We start from the raw sequence: 20,725 nt of genomic DNA, 5'->3' as shown, positions 1-20,725 counted from the left end.
GCCTTTATTAATGAATACTTAGTTGAGCTTGCTGAGTTCTTCGAAAGTAACTGCTTTATCGATTACCTTAGCTTGCGAAGTGAAATACTTAATCACGTTGTCTTCCAGCACCAAGTTCTCAATATCCTTGAGGCGGCTTGGATTGCTATAGAACCAACGCACTACTTCTTTAGGATCTTCGTACGTAGCAGCTTGTTCATCAATTTCAGCTTTGATTTGATCTGCAGTTGCAGCCAAGTTTTGCTGCTTAACCAAATCGCTCAAAATTAAACCGAGGCGAACACGTTTGAGAGCTTGCTCAGCAAACATTTCCGCAGGGATTGGTGCATCTTTGGCATTAGGAATGCCACGCTGCATCAAGTCTTGACGTGCAGACTCAACTAAACGCTCTTGCTCTTGAGCAACCAAAGATTTTGGTGCGTCGAGTTCGCAAAGGCTATTGAGCTTCTCCATTACCTCACCCTTTAACAAGGAAGTAATGCGACGTTTTGTTTCACGATCTAAATTCTCTTTTACTTCTTCACGCATTTTGGCAACACCACCTTCAGTAACGCCTAAAGACAATGCAAATGCATCATCAATTGCTGGCAGGTGCGCCCAATTTACTGACTTAACAGTGATGGTGAAATCTGCAGTCTTACCAGCAACATCTTTACCGTGGTAATCCGCTGGGAAGCTCAATGGGAAAGTCTTGCTCTCGCCTGCTTTGAGGCCCAATGTAGCAGCTTCAAATTCAGGGAGCATGCGGCCTTCACCAAGAACGTATTCAAAGTTTTCAGCTTTACTGCCAGCAAATTCAACGCCATCGATCTTGCCAACAAAGTCAATGACAACTTGGTCGCCAGCTTGAGCCGCTGTGTTTGAGCCGCCATCACCATGCGCACCAGCTTCGCCGCGTGGATGGTAATGAACTTGCTGCTTACGCAATACATCCAATGCGCGATCAATCTCTGCGTCGGAAATATCCGTTGTGTATTTAGTTACTTCTGCTTTGCTGAAGTCGCCAATCTTTACTTCTGGCAAGACTTCAAAGTAAGCATCAAACACAATTTTGTCTGCGTCTAATTCTGATTTCGGATCGAGACGGGGCTGACCAGCTAATAGAATTTTTTCTTTTTGCGCTAAGTCATAGAAGAGCTCTTGAGCTTTATCGAACTGGAGTTCGAAGTCAACTTGCATGCCGTATTGCTTTTCAACCATGCTCTTAGGAACTTTGCCTGGACGGAAGCCTGGGGCCTTCATGGTTTTACCCAATTTAGCCAAACGGTCTTCTCTTGCCTTTGCCAAATCGGCACGAGCGAACTCTAAGGTCACTTTGCGGTCTAACTGACCTAAATTTTCTATCTGCACAGCCATTCTCGTCTCTTAATTGAAAATCGGATATGTGAAGCCCAAGCCAAGTAGCTATCTTGTGGTGCGAGGAGGGGGACTCGAACCCCCACACCATTGCTGGCGTCAGGACCTAAACCTGGTGCGTCTACCAATTTCGCCATCCTCGCGCGAATTCCGCAAACACTACCGAGCTGAAGCTTCACTCTAAAGACCGTAATTCTACAATGCTTAGCGGTTTTGGAGGATATTTAGGCCTTGTAGAGCAAAGCCACCGCATGGACTGCAATGCCCTCACCTCTGCCTAAGTGCCCAAGGGATTCATTGGTTTTGGCCTTCAGGTTGACATGGCTTGGCGTGACAGCCAAATCTGCTGCGATATTGCGAGCCATATCGGGCAAAAAAGTGGCTAATTTGGGCTTTTGGCAAATAATAGTAGCGTCGACGTTACCCACCTGAAACCCAGCAGCTTGAACCTTTTGAAGTGCAGCTCTGAGCAAAATTCGGCTATCCATATCCTTAAACTGGGGATCGGTATCTGGAAATAGCTGGCCAATATCATTCAATCCAGCGGCGCCTAGCAAGGCATCCGTCAAGGCATGCAATAAGGCATCTGCATCAGAATGGCCCAGTAAGCCCTTTTCATTGGGAATATGGACGCCACCCAATATCAACTTGCGATCTGCTACCAAAGCATGAACGTCATAACCTTGTCCGATACGAAATTGAGGGATGTGCGGAGCGCTTGAAGTCATTATTTTGTCGTTATGGGTACTAAGGTCTTATTTAGAGGTGGCCTGCAGAATAGTTTGCATCAAATCCCAATCTGCTGGATGGGTTACTTTGAAGTTACGAGTAGCGCCCTCTATCAATAAAGGGCTTGAGCCTGAAAGCTCCATTGCACTTGCCTCATCAGTAATATCAGCTTCTAGTCGTATACCCTCTTCAATTGCATCATGCAGGCGTTTTAAACCAAACATCTGAGGGGTTTGAGCCTGCCAAAGATGATCTCGAGAAATCGTCTTCATCGCCCTATTAGGATTGCCGGCAATTGCGGAGTTGGCATCAGCCATTTTTAAGGTATCTGCTAACGGCATTGCCAAGAGACCGCCCTCACCAGCCAGCGTGACTGCGCTAATGAGTTTTTGAATCAGCTCGGAAGAAATCCCAGGTCGGGCGGCATCATGAACTAAGACCCAGTCTGTTTCCGGAACGCCGGCCTTGAGCATAGCTGCCAGAGTATTTCTGACGGTTTCTTGGCGAGTTGGGCCACCGCTCGGAAGAAATTGAATAAAGGCAGATTTGGCGGAAAGTGAACTCAAGATCGGGTTGTCAATAAATCCGGGGCTAACACCAACCCAAATCGAAGCAATCTCTGGTGCCTTAGAAAATGCCTCTAATGCATAGGCCAGCATTGGCTTGCCCGCCAATTCCTGAAACTGCTTTGGTAAAGCTCCACCAAGCCTAGATCCCGTTCCAGCCGTAGGTAACAAGGCGTGACATTGGGGTGAAGATTGATTTGCTGGGTGCATACCTGATTCTATAATGAGCGGAGATGTCTGATGCATTAAAACTAGCACCCCCCATACCCGCACCCCGGGCTGGGCAGCGCTTTACCTTTTCAGGGCTAGTTGGCTCATCAGATGCCGCATTAATAGCCCAATCCGCACTGCGGTATCGATCTGAATTCTCAGTCATGGTTATTTTCTGTGCGCAGGCGCAGGAAGCCCAGCGTCTCCTGGAAGAAATTCCAGCATTTGCTCCACAACTCAAAACACGCCTACTGCCCGATTGGGAAATTCTGCCGTATGACCATTTCTCACCACATCAGGATTTGGTCTCAGAACGCTTAGCAACGCTCTATGAATTACTCAACGGCAGTTGCGACATTGTCTTGGTGCCTATCACCACGGCTTTACAGCGACTCGGGCCGCCAAACTTTTTATCTGGCCACACTTTCTTTTTTAGACAAGGTGACAAGCTCAATGAGGCGGCACTAAAACTTCAGTTGCAGCAAGCCGGTTATGACCCCGTCAGTTCAGTCATGCGTCCGGGTGAATACAGCATTCGTGGCGGCTTGATTGATTTATTTCCGATGGGCTCGAGTCTGCCTTATCGCCTCGATCTCTTTGGTGATGAGATTGAGCAAATTCGGGCTTTTGATCCCGATACACAGCGCAGCCTCTACCCAGTTAAAGGGGTTCGCCTTTTACCCGGACATGAATTTCCCTTTGATGATGCTTCACGTACCGCCTTCCGCGGCAGATGGCGAGAAGTATTTGAAGGCGATCCAACGCGTTGCTCAATTTATAAAGATGCCAACCTGGGAATCCCTAGCGCTGGTATCGAATCGTATTTACCCCTCTTCTTTGAAGAATCATCGACAGTCTTTGATTACTTCCCCCGCTCAGGCGATCCCGTCTGGCTAGTAAGCATCGGTGATGTTGAAGAATCTATTAAAGGCTTTTGGAAGGACACGCTTTCTAGATATGAATTCTTAAAGCATGATCTTGATCGCCCTATTCTTCCGCCGGCAGAGTTATTCCTAGATGTTGATCAATTCTTTACTGCAGCTAAACCCAATGCGCGTTTGGCATTGGATAAAGAGGTGGATAAAGAATCGAAAGCCGTCCCACAATTTTTAGCTGTTCCTGATTTAGCAGTCCATCGTCGTGATGCTGATCCGATGAATCGCTTGCGCGCTTTGGTCTCCCAAGAAAAAGTGCGCGTACTTATTTGTAGCGATAGTAATGGCCGTAAAGAATCGATTCGCCAACTCTTTGAAGAAAGCAATTCAGTTGCTGGTCAGAATGGCAAACCACTCTACCCATTAAAGCCAGAAGGCTTTGAAGGTGTTGCTGACTTTATTAAGAGTGATGCGCTATTTGGCTTGGTCACAGCGCAACTCTTTAACGGTTTTACTTGGCCAGCTGAAAACCTCATCGTCGTTACCGAGGCTGAGCTCTTTACCACCACTGCACGTCAACGTCGCAAGGGTAAAGAAAGTGAGAGCGCCGATCCGGATATGCTCTTTAAGGATTTATCCGAGCTTAAGATTGGTGACCCCGTTGTTCACTCAGATCATGGCATTGGTCGCTATCAAGGTTTAGTGCTACTCAATTTAGCGCCGCCCAAAGAAGAGCCTATTTTTGAAGAGTTCCTGCACTTGGTTTACGCCAAAGATGCGACTCTTTATGTACCAGTACAACAGTTACAAATGGTGACGCGTTACGCAGGCTCCGATCCTGACTCAGCACCGTTGCATCAATTGGGCTCTGGTCAGTGGGATAAGGCAAGACGTAAAGCTGCACAACAAATTCGCGATACCGCTGCTGAGCTATTAAGCCTCTATGCAGCAAGAGCGATTCGCAAAGGTCATGCCTTCGAATTTTCAGCTCATGACTATGCAGCATTTGCAGAAAGCTTTGGCTTTGAAGAAACACCAGACCAAGCAAATGCGATTGCCGCAGTTATTGGTGATATGACCAGCGGCACACCTATGGATCGACTTGTATGTGGCGATGTAGGTTTTGGTAAGACCGAGGTTGCATTGCGCGCTAGCTTTGTTGCAGTAATGGGTGGCAAGCAAGTAGCCATCTTGGCGCCAACCACCCTGCTCGCAGAACAACATGTTGCAACCTGGAAGGATCGATTTGCAGATTGGCCTGTGCGCATTGTTGAGCTCTCACGCTTTAAAACTACCAAAGAAATTAATGCCGCATTAGAAGCAATCGCTAAAGGTGAAGCTGACATCATTATTGGTACACATAAGCTACTGTCAAAAGAAACTCAGTTTGCTAACTTAGGCTTGGTGATCGTGGATGAGGAGCATCGCTTTGGTGTGCGCCAGAAAGATGCCCTCAAAGCATTACGTGCTGAAGTGGATATCCTGACCCTGACAGCAACGCCTATTCCGAGAACACTTGGCATGGCTATGGAGGGTTTACGTGAGTTCTCGATCATTGCGACGGCACCCCAAAAACGCTTGGCCATCAAAACATTTGTACGTCGTGAAGGTGATGGCGTTATTCGTGAGGCCGTGCTTCGGGAGATTAAGCGTGGTGGCCAGGTTTACTTCCTCCACAATGAAGTGGAAACCATTCAAAATCGCAAGCATGCCCTGCAAGAACTAATTCCAGAGGCGCGTATTAGTGTTGCCCACGGTCAAATGCATGAGCGTGAATTGGAATCAGTCATGCGTGAGTTTGTGACTCAACGTACGAATATCTTGTTATGTACCACCATTATTGAAACGGGTATTGACGTTCCGACTGCTAACACCATCATCATGCATCGCGCAGATAAGTTTGGTTTAGCCCAGTTACATCAATTACGTGGTCGCGTTGGACGCTCACATCACCAGGCGTATGCCTATTTACTAGTACCGGATCCCGAAGCCCTCAGTAAGCAAGCGCAGCTACGTTTAAATGCGATTCAAGCTATGGAAGAATTAGGGTCTGGTTTCTATTTGGCGATGCATGATTTAGAAATCCGAGGAGCGGGCGAAGTCTTGGGCGATAAGCAATCCGGTGAAATTCATGAAATTGGATTTCAGCTATATACCGAGATGCTCAATCGCGCAGTGAAATCCCTGCGCAGTGGCAAAGAGCCGGATTTGCTCTCACCACTTCAGGCGACTACCGATGTCAATCTCGGTGTACCCGCCCTCTTCCCAAATGACTATTGCCCCGATGTCCATGAGCGGCTTTCTATGTATAAGCGCTTCGCCGGCACCAATGACTTCTCTGAGCTTATGGGTTTGCGTGAAGAGCTGGTGGATCGTTATGGTGATTTGCCTGACCAAGCTAAATCACTTTATGAAACGCATCGCTTACGTTTGGAGATGAGTGGGTTTGGAATCAAAAAGATTGATGCCAGCCCGAGCTCGATTCAGATTCAGTTCATACCCAATCCTCCGATCGACCCAATGAAGATCATTCAGTTGATACAGTCTTCAAAGTACATCCAACTCAATGGGCAAGATAAATTAAAAATTCTTCCCCAAAAAGAGAAGGATTTTGAGAAACTAGAGCAACGACTAGACCATATCCGGAAAATTCTCAGAAGCCTCAATGAGTCCGCAATGCTCAATACCGTTAAAGCTAACTAATTTTTTATAACCCAAGATCTATGACAAGCCACCTCACTCTTGTAGCACTTGCCAACACTCCAATCCCTCAAGAGTTGAATTCAGCCTTGATTGAGCATGCAAAGGTCCTGGGGGTAAAGATCACTAAGCTTGATAAAGAAACTTCACATTCAAAATACTTCAGCGCTCGTTGGACTACTGGCCATGCTTTAGCACCTGAAGCAAGAGTTGCTATGCGTGATATCGCTGCTGCACACAACACCGATTTTGCCTTTCTTTCACCAGGATTTAAACCTGACGCAGTAAAGGTATTGGCCATGGATATGGACTCCACTCTGATTAATATTGAGTGCATTGATGAGATTGCAGATTTCACAGGCAAGAAGGCCGCTGTTTCAGAAATTACTGAGGCGACTATGCGCGGTGAAATTAAGGACTTTAAAGAAAGCTTGCGCAGACGCGTGACCCTTCTAGAAGGCGTATCTGCGGATGTATTGGATTCAGTCTATCGCGAACGCTTGCGACCTAATCCTGGTGCCGCTGAATTACTTTCTGGAGCAAATGCCCGAGGACTTTACACACTACTCGTCTCCGGTGGCTTTACCTTCTTCACAGAAAAACTTCAGCAAGAGTTGGGCTTCAAGCAAACCCAAGCAAATACCTTAGAAATCATAGACGGCAAGCTCACCGGTAAAGTCATTGGCGATATCGTTGATGGCGCAGCGAAGAATGCTTATCTTGAGCAAGCCTGCACTCTCATGAATTGCAAAAAGGGTAACTCCATCACCATGGGTGATGGCTCAAACGACCTACCAATGATGCATGGCTCTGGAATTAGTGTTGCCTACAAAGCAAAACCAATCGTCAAAGAAAAAGCCGACGCGGCTTTTGACCGAGTCGGCTTGGATGCAGCTTTACTGTTCATTGACTAGCTCAACAAGAGATAGCCATGGGTAGTAAATGAACGTTGATTACATACGCTCAAAAATAGTTGCGATACCCTGACCACCACCAATACACATTGTGACCAAAGCATATTTACCTTGAACGCGATGCAGTTCATGGATTGCTTTGGTAGCAATAGCAGCACCAGAGCAACCAATTGGGTGACCCAATGCAATCGCTCCACCGTTAACGTTAGTCTTGGCTGGATCAAGACCCAAGCCTTTAGTCACTGCCAAAGCTTGCGCAGCAAACGCCTCATTGGATTCGATCACATCGATTTGATCCAATTTCAGGCCAGCACGCTCAAGGGCAATCTTGGTTGCTGGAATTGGGCCTTCACCCATGATGTGATTCGGTACGCCAGCTACAGCATATGACACTAAGCGAGCGATTGGCTTATGACCAGCCTTCTTAGCCGCTTCAGCTTCAGCCAGAACAAAGAATGCTGCGCCATCATTGATACCAGATGCATTACCCGCAGTAACACTGCCACCCTCTTTTTTGAAGACTGCCTTCATCTTCGCCAAAGTTTCCATGGTGGTATCTGGCTTGCAATGTTCATCAGTATCAAACACCACATCACCTTTACGTGTTTTGATAGTGATCGGAACGATTTGTGATTTAAAGCGACCTTCTTTAATTGCATGCGCTGCACGACGATGTGACTCCACTGCGAGAGCATCTTGCTCTTCACGTGTCAGCTTCCATTTTTCAACGAGGTTCTCTGCAGTAACACCCATATGACCAACGCCAAATGGATCTGTCAATACAGAAACCATCAAGTCGATCATTTTGGTGTCACCCATGCGAGCACCGCTGCGCATTGCTGGTGAACCGTACATACCGCGTGACATCACTTCAACACCACCACCGATACCGTAATCGCAGTCACCCAACATAATTTGTTGGGCAGTCGTCACAATCGCTTGCAAACCTGAGCTGCATAAACGATTTAGGGCCATGGCAACCGATTCCATTGGCAGACCAGCTTGGATAGAAGCTACACGAGCTACATAGGCATAACGGTTATCTGTAGGAATAGTATTTCCAACAGTAATGTAATTAATTAAAGCTGGATCTACGCCAGAGCGGGCAACTGCCTCTTTCATCACGATGCCGCCGAGCTCACTTGGCTCCAGGCTGCTGAGTGATCCATTGAATGTACCAATAGCAGAACGTACAGCACTTAAAACGACGACATCACGACTCATATCAATCCCCTTAACGGTGCCTAATTAGGCAAAATATTGGCCTCAATAAAAGACCAAAACACTATTTTTATTCCAATAGTCAAGTTTCGGCTATTAGGTCATGCCCTTGGGAGCTAATAACCGTTACTTTGATGATTTCACCAGTGCGATAGCGTTTTGAAGGCTTGCTAGGGGGCAAAACCCGCACCAAACCATCAATTTCAGGGGCATCCCCGATGGTTCGACCGATTCCACCCGATTCGTCTACGCGATCAATAATGACCTGAATGCGCTTGCCTATTTTTTTAGCAAGGCGTTTTATGGAGATTTCTTCAGCCTTAGCCATAAAACGAGCGCGACGATCTTCCCGCAAAGAATCCGGAACTGGATTATCCAAGGCATTGGCAGTAGCACCATCAACGGGTGAGTAAGCAAAGCATCCAGCACGATCAATTTGAGCCTCATCCAAGAAATTCAGAAGATAGTCAAACTCCTCTTCTGTCTCGCCTGGAAAGCCAGCAATAAAGGTGCTGCGAATTACCAAATCGGGACATGCAGCACGCCACGCTTGTATACGCTCTAAATTCTTTTCTCCGCTCGCAGGCCGCTTCATGCGCTTCAGTACATCTGGATGGGCGTGCTGCAAAGGAATATCTAAATAAGGAAGTACGCCATAGCCATGATCAGAAAACTCGGCCATTAAAGGCAAAACATCATCAACATGAGGATAAGGGTAAACATAATGCAGGCGAACCCAGGCTTGATGTTCTCTTGCGATTTGATTTAAGGCGTTTACTAAATCAAACATCCGCGTCTTAACTGGCTTGCCATCCCAAAAGCCAGTGCGATATTGAATATCAACTCCATAGGCGCTCGTGTCTTGAGAAACCACCAACAGCTCTTTAACGCCTGACTCAAATAATTTTTTTGCCTCAAGCAATACTTCACCAATCGGACGTGAAACCAGATCGCCACGCAAACTTGGAATGATGCAAAAAGTACAGCGGTGATTACATCCCTCGGAAATTTTTAAATACGCATAATGCTTAGGAGTGAGCTTGACGCCAATCGGAGGCAGTAAATCGGTAAAAGGATCATGTGGCTTTGGAAGATGTAGGTGAATGGCCTGCATCACCTCTTGCGTGGCATGTGGGCCCGTTACTGCAAGGACCTTAGGATGAATGCTTTGAATAAGATCACTGCCATCAGCGTTTTTACGTGCACCTAAGCAGCCGGTCACAATCACTTTGCCATTTTCAGACAAGGCCTCACCAATGGCTGCGAGACTTTCCTCTACGGCAGAATCAATAAAGCCACAGGTATTCACGACAACGAGATCAGCGCCAGAATAATCCTTGGCCGTCTCATAACCCTCAGCACTTAATTGCGTGAGGATGAGTTCAGAATCAACCAGCGCCTTGGGGCACCCCAAGGAAACAAAACCTACTTTACCCGCCACAACTATTCTTTTTCTGTTGGGTTAGGCTGCCCCGGAAATGGGAAACCTTTAAATATTGTTGGGGAGTTTTGCATTTGCTCTTGCATCTTCACAAACAGATCTTTACTTTGCTCCATATAGTTACCCATGAGACCCTGCATCATCGGGTTTTGCAAATTCATCATCTTGGCCCAAGCTTCAGGCGTGCTGCCAGCACCTAAGCCCTGAGTTTGATCACCCAGTTTATTGTGAATATCCACAAATGATTGCATCGTCTTTTCAAGGTAGCTACCCATCAACCCTTGCATGGAGTTGCCATAGAAGCGGATGATTTGAGAAAGCATCTGCGTAGAAAAAACCGGCGCACCGCCTGCTTCTTCCTCCAAAATAATTTGCAGCAAAATATTGCGCGTTAAATCATCTTCTGTTTTCGCATCCACAACGCTAAAAGCATCGCCAGCCATCACTAAACTTTTGATATCAGCCAGCGTGACATAGGTGCTGGTTTGGGTGTCATATAAACGACGATTGGGGTACTTCTTGATCAAGCGGCTATCGCCGGCTTTTTTGGAACGTGTGGCCATGTGTTTTTCCTAACTCTCGATACTGCAATGCAACATCGGCATAGTTTATCTCTAGTTTGATCTAAAGGTAAATATGCCGATGAGCACACTACTAAAACTGCATTTTTGAGGGGTTTAACCTGTATGCAGGCCACCATTCAGAGAGAAGTCAGCGCCAGTCGCATAACCGCCATCATTAGAGGCAATCCAGCAGCAAATCGAAGCGATCTCTTCTGGGGTGCCCAAACGCTTAACAGGAACGCCGGCAACAATCTTCTCAAGGACATCTTCACGAATAGCTTTAACCATATCCGTACCGATGTACCCAGGAGAAACTGTATTTACGGTTACACCCTTTGAGGCCAACTCCTGTGACAAAGCCATCGTAAATCCATGCAAGCCTGCTTTTGCCGTGGAATAGTTAGATTGACCAAACTGACCCTTCTGACCATTTACGGAGGAAATATTGATAATTCGACCCCAACCGTTATCAGCCATGCCATCTACAACTTGCTTAGTTACATTAAACAAAGAATTGAGGTTGGTATCAATTACTGCCTTCCACTGATCCGGAGTCATTTTGCGGAATACGCTATCTTTAGTAATTCCAGCGTTATTTACCAGCACATCGACACGCCCTACTTCAGCCTTCACTTTATCGAAAGCAGCAACTGTACTATCCCAGTCGGAAACGTTGCCCTCTGAAGCGATGAAGTCATAACCTAAAGCTTTTTGTTCGCCAATCCAGCGATCCTTACGCGGGGAATTCGGGCCGCAACCAGCGATGACCTTGAAGCCATCTTTGGCGAGACGCTGACAAATAGCAGTGCCAATGCCGCCCATACCACCGGTTACGTATGCAATTTTTTGAGACATGTATTTCCCCTTTTGAAATTATTATTGAGCAGCTGCGGATACTTTTTCTTTCACGTACTTACCAGGCGCCGCTTCTAGTTTTTTGTACTGTGCATTACCAAACGACTTGCTAGCCTTAATTTTCTTGCCACCAAATTGTTCTAACCATTGAGCGTAGTTGGGCCACCAACTACCCTTGATATCTTTTGCTACAGCTAACCACTCATCTGCTGTCTTAGCTAACTTATTATTTTCAAAATAATGACGTTTATTTTTTGCTGGTGGATTAATTACCCCGGCAATATGGCCTGATGCGCCCAAGACAAATCGATTCTTGCCCTTCAGAATATGGGTAGATTCATAAGCCGATTTCCAGGGCACGATGTGATCATCATGTGATGCATAAATATAGGCTGGCACAGTGATTTTGCCTAAGTCGACCTTTTCACCGCAAACGGTGAGCTTGCCTGGTTTAATCAATTCGTTTTGTAGATAGGTATGACGTAGATACCAGCAATACATTGGACCAGGCAAATTGGTGGAGTCACCATTCCAATAGAGCAAATCAAATGGCGGCGGTGAATTACCTTTCAAATAATTCTCGACAACATAGTTCCACACCAAATCATTTGGGCGCAGAAAGGAGAATGTATTGCCGAGATCTAAACCAGACATCATCCCGAAATGACCACCCTCACCACCAATGGTGCTCTCGCGCAACTTCACCATACCTTCATCAATGAAGACATCGAGAATGCCGGTATCACTGAAGTCCAATAAGGTAGTCAGCAAGGTTAAGCTAGCAACATAATCTTTCTTACGCGCGGCCAAGACGGCTAAAGCGGTAGAAGTTAAAGTTCCGCCTACGCAAAAGCCAAGTACGTTAATTTGATCTGTACCACCGATATCCTTGACCACCTCAATAGCCTTAATCACGCCTTCACCAACGTAGTCATCCCACGTCACTTTCGACATCGAGGCATCGGGATTCTTCCAGGAAACCAAGAAAACAGTGTGGCCCTGCTCCACCATGTAACGCACTACAGAATTGTCTGGCTGCAAATCCAAAATGTAATACTTGTTAATGCAAGGCGGCACCATTAAGTATGGGCGCTCATAGACAGTATCAGTCAGTGGCTTGTATTGAATTAACTCAAATAGATCATTGCGAAATACCACCTGACCTTCAGTGGTTGCAATATTCTTACCAACCTCAAAGGCACTTTCATCCGTCAGTGAAACTTTGCCTTTTTTTAAATCACCCAGCAAGTTCACTATTCCATTCTGAATCGACTGACCTTGAGAGCTAATAATATTTTCAAGAACTTCGGGATTGGTTGCAATAAAGTTTGAGGGGGACAAAGCATCGATCATTTGTTCTGTTGTGAACAAAATTTTGGCCTTAGTCTTTTCATCCGCATCAACTGCTTTTGCAAGCGCTAATAAATGCTTGGAGTTCAGCAAGTAAGTTGCGGCAATCATCTTGCTCCAAGAAGAGTGCCAGGCTTTGCCAGAGAAGCGACGATCTTTTACTTCAATAGCTTCGGGATTAGTTGCAAGATGAGCGAACTCTGAGAAGTACTCTTTTTGAATTTCCGCCAAACTTTCCGGGGGAATTAATGCCATGTGGTGCGGAGCCAAGGATGGCGCAACACCCGTATTCATACCTGCAAACATAATGATCTCGTATAGTTATTGAGACCATTCTGCATCTATAAGGCATCTAGGGTTATACGCACTAACCCTAGCCCTAGGGCTAAGCTAGTAATAACCCCAATTTAGATATCACTAGAGATCCAAATCAAGGAGGCAAAGCGACCGGTTTCTTTATCCCTACGATAAGAAAAGAAATTTTTAGGATCATTAAAGGTACAAAAATCTCCACCAGAGATTTGCTCAATGCCGGCTAATTGCAATCTCTCCCTGGCAAGCAAATATAGATTTGCCAAATACTTTCCAGGTCTTTCGAGAATTGGCGTAAATGCTTTCGAGAGTGGGGACTGATCCTGACCGGAAAAAGCCTTCAGAACATCTTCACCAACTTCAAATGCTGTTGGACCAATCGCTGGACCCATCCACGCAACAATCTCTTTTGGGCTCAGGCCAGGAGACAAAGCGATCATCTCTTGAATAGTGCGTTCTAGAACTCCACCACTGAGGCCACGCCAGCCAGCATGAGCAGCACCAATTACAACGCCACTCTTACTGGCAAACAATACAGGCATGCAATCAGCCGTCAGAATTGCCAAAACCTCATTTGGGATATTGGTTACCGCAGCATCAGCTTCAAATGGCCCATCGACTTGAAGCCCTCTTGTCGCCGGAGTGCTAACAGCAATGCCATGAATCTGCTTAAGCCAAATTGGCTCATTTGGGAGATTTGATCTGAGGATGCTGCGATTTTGCAGAACAGTTTCTGAATCATCGCCTGCATTAAGCCCTAGATTGAGGCTGGCAAATGGAGTCTTACTAACTCCGCCTAACCTAGTGGTGCAGAAGGCCTGGATTTGTTCATGCACAACCCAGCTTGGTTTGATCTTATTAATTGCGCTGATCATTTTTGATTGAGGCCATCAAGGCCTCTTCTTTTGGCAAGTCTGCTTCACTCATCCCCACCAATGGCAATAATTCGATTAAATCTTGCGGAGGCAATCTAAACCAGGTCATTACTTCTTGTGTTCTTGGATGCTGCAAACTCAGAGCATAAGCATGCAGAGCTTGACGGGCAAAAGGCAAGGATTTAGCGGCTCCTGGAGTCCTTTTTCGGTAGACTGGATCCCCCAGAAGTGGAAAACCTAAGGATTCCAGATGAACACGAATCTGATGCGTACGGCCAGTCTCCAGACGGCACTCCAATAAGGCAAGAGCGCTTTCAGCAAAAGTACCTTTGGCCAAGCGTCGAAATAAGGTAGCTGCAGGCTTACCCTGAGCAGAACCAGCCGCCATTTTGAGGCGATCGCGCTGATCACGACCAACAGTTGCTAGCACCTTACCCTGCGATGGGGCATCGCCCCATACCCAGGAGAGATAGCGTCGACCTACAGTACGCTCCTGCAGTTGTCTGACTAAGGAAGTCTGAGCAATATCTGTACGGGCAACCACCATCAGCCCAGAAGTATCTTTATCCAAGCGATGGACAATGCCCGCTCTAGGTAAATGCTTTAACTCTGGAAAATGGTGCAAGAGTCCATTTAATAGGGTTCCGGTCCAATTACCAGCAGCCGGATGAACTACCAATCCCGCTGGTTTATTGACCACAATAATGGAGTCATCCTCATAAACTATGTCCAAGGGGATATCTTCTGGTGAAAATGCAAATTGTTCAGGCATTTCTTGTGGAAAGACCCTAATACTCTCGCCCCCACGGAGTAAATGACGAACTTTAGTGGCTTTTCCATCAACCGTAACCGCCCCAGCCTCAACCCAGGCCTGAAGGCGATTCCGGGAATAATCTGGCAAAGCGCCACCGAGGAACTTGTCCAAACGCTCCCCAGTTACCTCAAAGGGAACTTCTAGAGCTATGAAATCCTCATCATCGATATAATCAATGGGATTCGAATCGGGAGTATGCGGCAATGCCACGCTTAAAGAGCCTTTTAGTTATGTCGGACGTTATTACAGACGCCAGTTTAAGGCTTGCTGCCACTATGGGGTCATCTTCCAAAAAATCCCTTATTTCTTTATTCGTTGGAGCTAGCGCAGCCTGCCTCATCCTCAGTGGATGTGCTGGTAGCGATGGCCAAAAGGACGATACCGATATTTGGTCTGAGACGAAGCTCTATTCCGAAGCAACTGAGAAGCTAAAAGATGCTGATTACGCAAAGTGCGGCAAGTACTTTGAAAAGCTAGAAGGTCGATTCCCTTTTGGACCTTATTCACAGCAAGCGCAAATTAATGCAGCCTACTGCTACTGGAAGGCTCAAGAGCAAGCTCAAGCTCAAGTTGCGATTGATCGATTTATTAAGCTTCATCAAGGTAGCCCTAATTTAGATTACGGCTACTACCTCAAAGGCTTGATTAGCTTCAATGATGATTTGGGCTGGCTTGGTAAATTTACCGGGCAAGATTTAAGTGAGCGCGATCCAAAAGCATCCAAAGAGGCTTTTGAAGCTTTCAAGGTGGTAGTTGAACGTTTCCCTGATAGCAAATACGCTCCAGATTCCCTAGACCGCATGCGCTATATCGTGAACTCTTTGGCAGAAGCCGACGTTATTGTTGCTCGCTTCTACTATCAACGCGGTGCTTACCTAGCTTCCGCCAATAGAGCGCAACTCGTTATTCGAGATTACGATCGCGCACCTGCGGTTGAAGAGGCTCTCTATATCCTGACGAAGTCATACGAAAATCTCGGCATGACTGACTTGAGTAATGATTCACTACGTGTATTTAAACTCAATTTCCCCGATAGCCAAATGATGGTTACCGGCCAACGCGTTCAAAAAGAACGTCGCTGGTGGCAGATCTGGAATAAATAAAAAAATAGGTTTCATCAAGTGGCGCCACGCTACTTGATGACTACTGGCACTCTCTGCGCCAATGCGCAAATAAGCTCATAGCCAATGGTTCCGCTCATCTGAGCTACATCATCCACTGGTACCTCCTGACCCCATAGCTCAACCACACTGCCGATCTTGGCATTGGGCGCTTCACGCAAATCAATCGTCAGCATATCCATTGATACTCGCCCAACAATCGGACAAATCACGCCATCGCCACGGGGATCTGCAGCATCAACCCAAACAGGAGTGCCATCTTCCGCATGACGGGGATAGCCATCAGCATAGCCACAAGCAATTACACCAATACGCATATCTTCAGGAGCTTGATAGCGACCACCATATCCAACATGATCGCCTTTCTTTAATTCCTGAATGTCGATGATTTCACTTTGGAGCTGCATCACAGGCTGAAGATCGGATCGAACAATATCAGCATGCACGCCAGTTGGAGAAACCCCATACAGCATAATTCCAGGACGAACCCAATCGCCGAGGGCGTTACGGTGCCACAGAATAGCCGCTGAATTAGCTAAGGAGCTTGGAGCTTCCAAGCCCTCAATTGTCTGTTGAAAACAGTCCATTTGTTCACCTACCGATGGCGCTTGATCTACTTGATCGGCATTAGCAAAATGGGTCATGTGGTGGAGGCGATATCCGGCAGCATGCAAGCGGTGAAAAGCTGTTCGATACTGCCCTGATCTAAAACCAAGCCGGTTCATCCCAGAGTTCAGTTTTAAAAATATATTAGGCTGGTGGGCAGACTGATTTGCAACAGACTCAAGCCAGGCGACTTGCTTTTCGCTATGGACCACCAAGTCACACTGAAGTTTGAGAGCCAATTCCAATTCCTGGGGACTAAAAAGCCCTTCCAAGAGAAGGATTCGACCCTCCCAACCATGCTCTCTCAACCATTGTGCATCTGCAATATCTAGCAGAGCAAAACCGTCTGTAGACGAAAGACCTTTAAATGCCGCTTCTAGCGTATGGCCGTAGGCTTTGGCCTTTACAACCGACCAAATCTTCGACTCAGGAGCTAGCTCACGAATACGGCTCAAATTATGACGAAAGGCATCTGTGTGTATAGTTGCCAAAATTGGCCTATTAATCAAGCGATTAGCCGATGAGCCCATATCCACCCCTCCTTTCATGTTTTAATTACATTAATGACTAGATTGTACGAATGAACCGTAGTTTTTACATCATTATGGCGGCGCAATTTTTTTCGTCGCTTGCTGATAACGCATTGCTGATCGCAGCAATCGCCCTCTTGGTCCAGCTTAGCGCTCCGGCCTGGATGACTCCTTTACTCAAATTATTCTTCGTTCTCTCCTACGTCTTGCTGGCAGCCTTTGTGGGAGCCTTTGCAGACTCCCGCCCAAAAGGCAACGTCATGTTCATTACCAACACGATTAAATTTGTGGGATGCGTGGTGATGCTATTTGGAAGCCATCCTTTATTAGCCTATGCGATTGTTGGCCTTGGGGCAGCCGCCTACTCTCCAGCCAAATACGGCATCCTCACTGAATTACTTCCACCCGAGAAACTGGTTGCGGCCAATGGCTGGATTGAAGGTCTCACGGTTGGCTCCATCATTATGGGCACTGTTCTTGGAGGGGTTCTCATTAGTAAATCGGTCTCCCAGAGCCTCCTGTCTTTAGATATGCCATTGCTGGATACCAGTATTGATACTGCCGCTGAATCAGCCATCATGATCATCATGCTGATTTACATATTGGCCGCCCTCATTAATTTACGTATTCCGGATACTGGAGCACGCTATGAGTCCCAAAAAACTAACCCCATTGAATTAGTTAAAGATTTTTCTGTATGCTTTAAGACGCTTTGGGCTGATCGTCTTGGTCAAATATCCTTAGCGGTTACTACGCTATTTTGGGGTGCTGGTGCCACTCTGCAATTTATTGTGATTAAGTGGGCTCAAGTTGCTCTACACATGACCCTGTCTCAGGGGGCTATTCTTCAGGCGATCTCAGCAGTTGGCGTCGCTGGAGGTGCTGTTTGGGCTGCTTGGCGTGTACCGCTTCGTAGCTCCCTTAAAGTCCTGCCCTATGGCATTGCTATGGGCCTAGTGGTCTGCGTAATGGCAATTTACAACTCTGACATGCTTCCCAACACGACCATCTGGACTATTGGTAAGTTTGAGATCTCACTCAATTTACTGCCAGCTTATTTCTTATTAATCTTGGTTGGTTGGTTAGCGGGTTACTTTGTTGTTCCAATGAATGCGCTATTGCAACATCGTGGACATGTATTGATGTCTGCCGGCCACTCAATTGCAGTACAAAACTTTAATGAAAACATCTCTGTATTAATGATGCTTCTAATCTACTCTGGATTGATTTGGCTAGATGCGCCAATTCAGGCAGTCATTATTGGCTTTGGTGTCGCCGTAAGTGCAATTATGTGGCTTGTCATCAAGCGTCACCGAGCCAATCAGGCTGAGTATGACTCAATGCATTTGATTGGTGAGCACAAGCACTAAGCGCAAAGCTTAGATATTTTGCAATACCGATTTAGCAAGCAATAGATCCTGCCAAAATAGCGCTTTATCTTTTGGCTTCGCTAGCAAATGATTGAATTCAAAAGTAGCAATCAGCGGAAGATCCTCAGCACCATCAGCATTGATTGCCAAGACGGTTTCTCGAAGCTGTGGGAGTGCATCTCGCTCACCTGATAATTTTTGAGCGACTGGACCACCAAAGGCCATGGCAACTATAGGCGTTCCATCTTGTGGCAATAGTTCAGGATTTAACTTTTCCGCAGGATTTTTCCAGGACCACTCTTGGGGGCTTAAGCCAAGCACACGAATGATATTTTGAAATAGTACTTCTGCTTCACCTTGGGGTTTATTACCAAAAAACCACCACAATCCCGCAGAAACTCTCACCTGATCTTCTACAACAACTGGTGATGTAGTGACCATAGGATCAGCTTGATGAGATGATGCTTCAGCCGCAGCCACTGTTTGAGAACGCCCAGAAGCAGAATCTCGCGAAGTCCACTCAGTAATACCCATCTCTTTAAGAAAGGCAGAATTTGTACTCATATTCATGCCTCAAGCTTAATCGATTTAGCCAAAACCAGGGCATCTTCTCGCAATCCACTTGCCACATCAACTGGGTAATAGTTTTTACGTACGCCAATTTGCTCGTACCCTAGGCTTTGATAAAGTTTTAAGGCGGCTTCATTGCTGGGGCGAACCTCAAGAATAATTCGAGGCATATTTTGTTGTGCAGCAACGCCCTCGATTGCAGTCATCATTTTTACGCCAATGCCTAGGCGACGCAATTTAGGGGAAACGGTGATATTCAGTAGATGCAACTCATCTACTGCTGGAAACAAGATGCAGTATGCCCACAGAACCTCTGGGTCGAGATAGCTACCTTTTACTGCGTCTGATAATTGCGGCCTAACGCAATAGGCCCAATGACCAGCAGCGAGTGAATCAGAGAAGTTACCTTTTGTCCAAGGATGAATATGTGAGACAGATTCGATCGCCAAAACTGAATCCAAGTCTGCCACCGTCATAGGTAGAAACGAAAGCTCTGATACGCCCTCTGTTCGAGAGCCCAAAGATTCGATATTGTCAGCCATGTTGTTGACTGCGCTCCGCAGATGTTAAGGCTACCTTGTTGCGAATATAGAGCGGCTCTAGAAGATGTACGTCTTGTTGCAACCCCTTGCTCCACATATCCTGAGCGCAAGCTAAAACCCCTAACGCATCAACTCCTATTGCAGAATCTAGATGGGAGCTTGGCAATGAATTCGGGATGGAGGTAAACACACGATCACCAAACTCCGGAATCGCACTACCAGCCAGAAAATCAATATTTTTAAGTTCAATTTCCTCTGGAGTTGTTAGATGAATTTCGCCTTGACGTTCAGGCAATTGATTATCAGCCTTCTTATAGTTGGCCCAATACACCTCACCCATACGAGCATCAATAGCCACAACAAATGATTGGGCGCCTGACGAAATATATGCGGGTGTTAACACGAGCCGACTGGCAATCGCATCCAGACTTGCTACAGCTATCACAGGCAGCTTGGCTGCTATCGCCAAGCCCTGGACAACAGCCACACCTAAGCGAACCCCTGTAAAGGCTCCTGGACCATTACCAATTGCAATTGCGTCTAGGGATGAGAGCTTGATGGCTGCTTCAGATAACAACTCTTCAACCCAAGGTAGGATGAGCTGGCTAGCGCCAGCCGACACTTTTTGGTGGCGAACTAAAGGCACAGCATTAGGTAAAGACAAGGCCACCGAACACCAAGCCGAGGAGGTGTCGATGGCCAATATACGGGTCAATTTGGACTCTCTTACTTCTTATGAACTCAGACCCGCAATGATATCTGGTGGCGCCTGAACTAGTTCAATCAAGACGCCCTCACCGCAGAAGGGAAATTCTTCATTCCCTTTAGGGTGCACAAAGGTAATGTCATATCCAGCTGCACCCTTACGAATTCCGCCTGGGGCAAAGCGCAGGCCCTGTGCAGATAACCACTCAACGGCCTTGGGAAGATCATTAACCCACAAGCCAATGTGGTTTAAAGGGGTTTGATGGACTGCAGGCTTCTTTTCAATATCAAAGGGCTGCATGAGATCTACCTCAATTTCGTGAGCACCCTTGCCGATAGCACAAATATCTTCATCTACGTTTTCACGCTCAGAGACAAAAGTGCTCTTGTATTCAAAGCCTAACAACTCAACCCAAAGCTTGCGGAGGCGATCTTTATTCTCCCCGCCAATAGCGACTTGCTGAATCCCCAATATTTTGAATGGTTTAGTCATGGCAAGC

General features: G+C 46.6%; 19 protein-coding genes and 1 tRNA gene. 4 read left to right on the top strand and 16 right to left on the bottom strand.

The annotated features are described in order from the left end of the window. Positions 1-18: 18 nt before the first annotated feature. The 4 genes from tig to ispD form a co-directional block, all read right to left on the bottom strand. Positions 19-1,356: a trigger factor gene (gene tig / locus ICN16_RS01380; RefSeq protein WP_216133260.1), complete on the bottom strand. Its 1,338-nt coding sequence runs from the start codon at positions 1,354-1,356 to the stop codon at positions 19-21. 56 nt (positions 1,357-1,412) lie between these two features. Continuing rightward, positions 1,413-1,499, bottom strand: a tRNA-Leu gene (locus tag ICN16_RS01375). 81 nt (positions 1,500-1,580) lie between these two features. Then, positions 1,581-2,084, bottom strand: coding sequence for a 2-C-methyl-D-erythritol 2,4-cyclodiphosphate synthase (ispF, locus tag ICN16_RS01370; protein WP_216133259.1), 504 nt, complete (start codon positions 2,082-2,084; stop codon positions 1,581-1,583). Between the two features lie 27 nt (positions 2,085-2,111). After that, positions 2,112-2,861 (bottom strand): 2-C-methyl-D-erythritol 4-phosphate cytidylyltransferase, encoded by a 750-nt coding sequence (gene ispD, locus ICN16_RS01365; RefSeq protein WP_216133258.1) that lies wholly within the window; start codon positions 2,859-2,861, stop codon positions 2,112-2,114. Between the two features lie 23 nt (positions 2,862-2,884). Between ispD and mfd the strand changes: the two genes are divergently transcribed. Together mfd and serB are read left to right on the top strand one after the other, a co-directional pair. Continuing rightward, positions 2,885-6,439, top strand: a complete 3,555-nt coding sequence (mfd, locus tag ICN16_RS01360) for a transcription-repair coupling factor (RefSeq protein WP_216133257.1) — start codon at positions 2,885-2,887, stop codon at positions 6,437-6,439. A gap of 20 nt (positions 6,440-6,459) precedes the next feature. Next, entirely contained in the window at positions 6,460-7,350 is an 891-nt protein-coding gene (serB, locus tag ICN16_RS01355; protein ID WP_216133256.1) for a phosphoserine phosphatase SerB, read from the top strand. A gap of 39 nt (positions 7,351-7,389) precedes the next feature. Here serB and ICN16_RS01350 read toward each other — a convergent pair whose 3' ends face one another. The 7 genes from ICN16_RS01350 to ICN16_RS01320 form a co-directional block, all read right to left on the bottom strand. Continuing rightward, positions 7,390-8,574 carry an acetyl-CoA C-acyltransferase family protein gene (locus tag ICN16_RS01350; RefSeq protein ID WP_216133255.1) on the bottom strand — a complete coding sequence of 395 codons (1,185 nt, stop codon included), beginning with the start codon at positions 8,572-8,574 and terminating at the stop codon, positions 7,390-7,392. A 79-nt stretch (positions 8,575-8,653) separates the two neighbouring features. Then, a complete protein-coding gene (gene rimO / locus ICN16_RS01345; protein ID WP_216133254.1) occupies positions 8,654-10,012 on the bottom strand; it encodes a 30S ribosomal protein S12 methylthiotransferase RimO in 1,359 nt (452 codons plus the stop codon). Between the two features lie 2 nt (positions 10,013-10,014). Then, entirely contained in the window at positions 10,015-10,575 is a 561-nt protein-coding gene (phaR, locus tag ICN16_RS01340; protein WP_216133253.1) for a polyhydroxyalkanoate synthesis repressor PhaR, read from the bottom strand. Positions 10,576-10,689: 114 nt separating this feature from the next. Then, positions 10,690-11,430, bottom strand: a complete 741-nt coding sequence (locus ICN16_RS01335) for a 3-ketoacyl-ACP reductase (RefSeq protein ID WP_216133252.1) — start codon at positions 11,428-11,430, stop codon at positions 10,690-10,692. Positions 11,431-11,451: 21 nt separating this feature from the next. Next, positions 11,452-13,086, bottom strand: coding sequence for a class I poly(R)-hydroxyalkanoic acid synthase (gene phaC, locus ICN16_RS01330; RefSeq protein ID WP_216133251.1), 1,635 nt, complete (start codon positions 13,084-13,086; stop codon positions 11,452-11,454). A gap of 101 nt (positions 13,087-13,187) precedes the next feature. Next, positions 13,188-13,967 (bottom strand): peptidoglycan editing factor PgeF, encoded by a 780-nt coding sequence (gene pgeF, locus ICN16_RS01325; RefSeq protein WP_216133250.1) that lies wholly within the window; start codon positions 13,965-13,967, stop codon positions 13,188-13,190. After that, on the bottom strand, positions 13,951-14,991 hold the full coding sequence (locus ICN16_RS01320; protein ID WP_216133249.1) for an RluA family pseudouridine synthase: 1,041 nt from the start codon (positions 14,989-14,991) through the stop codon (positions 13,951-13,953). The genes pgeF and ICN16_RS01320 overlap by 17 nt, the downstream gene beginning before the upstream one ends. 65 nt (positions 14,992-15,056) lie before the next feature. On the opposite strand from ICN16_RS01320, the gene ICN16_RS01315 reads away from it, so the two are divergent. Next, the gene (locus tag ICN16_RS01315; RefSeq protein WP_370625593.1) at positions 15,057-15,884 is read left to right on the top strand and encodes an outer membrane protein assembly factor BamD; all 828 of its coding nucleotides are present in this window, start codon (positions 15,057-15,059) and stop codon (positions 15,882-15,884) included. 29 nt (positions 15,885-15,913) lie between these two features. Here ICN16_RS01315 and alr read toward each other — a convergent pair whose 3' ends face one another. Then, entirely contained in the window at positions 15,914-17,038 is a 1,125-nt protein-coding gene (alr, locus tag ICN16_RS01310; RefSeq protein ID WP_216861857.1) for an alanine racemase, read from the bottom strand. 50 nt (positions 17,039-17,088) lie between these two features. Between alr and lplT the strand changes: the two genes are divergently transcribed. Continuing rightward, a complete protein-coding gene (gene lplT / locus ICN16_RS01305) occupies positions 17,089-18,408 on the top strand; it encodes a lysophospholipid transporter LplT (protein WP_216133247.1) in 1,320 nt (439 codons plus the stop codon). A 9-nt stretch (positions 18,409-18,417) separates the two neighbouring features. Here lplT and ICN16_RS01300 read toward each other — a convergent pair whose 3' ends face one another. The 4 genes from ICN16_RS01300 to ICN16_RS01285 are packed head-to-tail and all read right to left on the bottom strand — an operon-like array spanning position 18,418 to position 20,718. Continuing rightward, positions 18,418-18,972, bottom strand: a complete 555-nt coding sequence (locus ICN16_RS01300; RefSeq protein WP_216133246.1) for a hypothetical protein — start codon at positions 18,970-18,972, stop codon at positions 18,418-18,420. Positions 18,973-18,974: 2 nt separating this feature from the next. Beyond that, positions 18,975-19,520, bottom strand: a complete 546-nt coding sequence (gene rimI / locus ICN16_RS01295; protein ID WP_216133245.1) for a ribosomal protein S18-alanine N-acetyltransferase — start codon at positions 19,518-19,520, stop codon at positions 18,975-18,977. After that, a complete protein-coding gene (gene tsaB, locus ICN16_RS01290; protein WP_255533551.1) occupies positions 19,513-20,235 on the bottom strand; it encodes a tRNA (adenosine(37)-N6)-threonylcarbamoyltransferase complex dimerization subunit type 1 TsaB in 723 nt (240 codons plus the stop codon). Before tsaB ends, rimI begins: the two co-directional genes overlap by 8 nt. 18 nt (positions 20,236-20,253) lie before the next feature. Next, positions 20,254-20,718 carry a VOC family protein gene (locus ICN16_RS01285; protein ID WP_216133244.1) on the bottom strand — a complete coding sequence of 155 codons (465 nt, stop codon included), beginning with the start codon at positions 20,716-20,718 and terminating at the stop codon, positions 20,254-20,256. Positions 20,719-20,725 lie beyond the last annotated feature (7 nt).

The sequence above is a fragment of the Polynucleobacter sp. es-MAR-4 genome, assembly GCF_018882055.1.
Taxonomy (GTDB): domain Bacteria; phylum Pseudomonadota; class Gammaproteobacteria; order Burkholderiales; family Burkholderiaceae; genus Polynucleobacter.
This window is presented reverse-complemented; position numbering and strand designations above follow the sequence as displayed.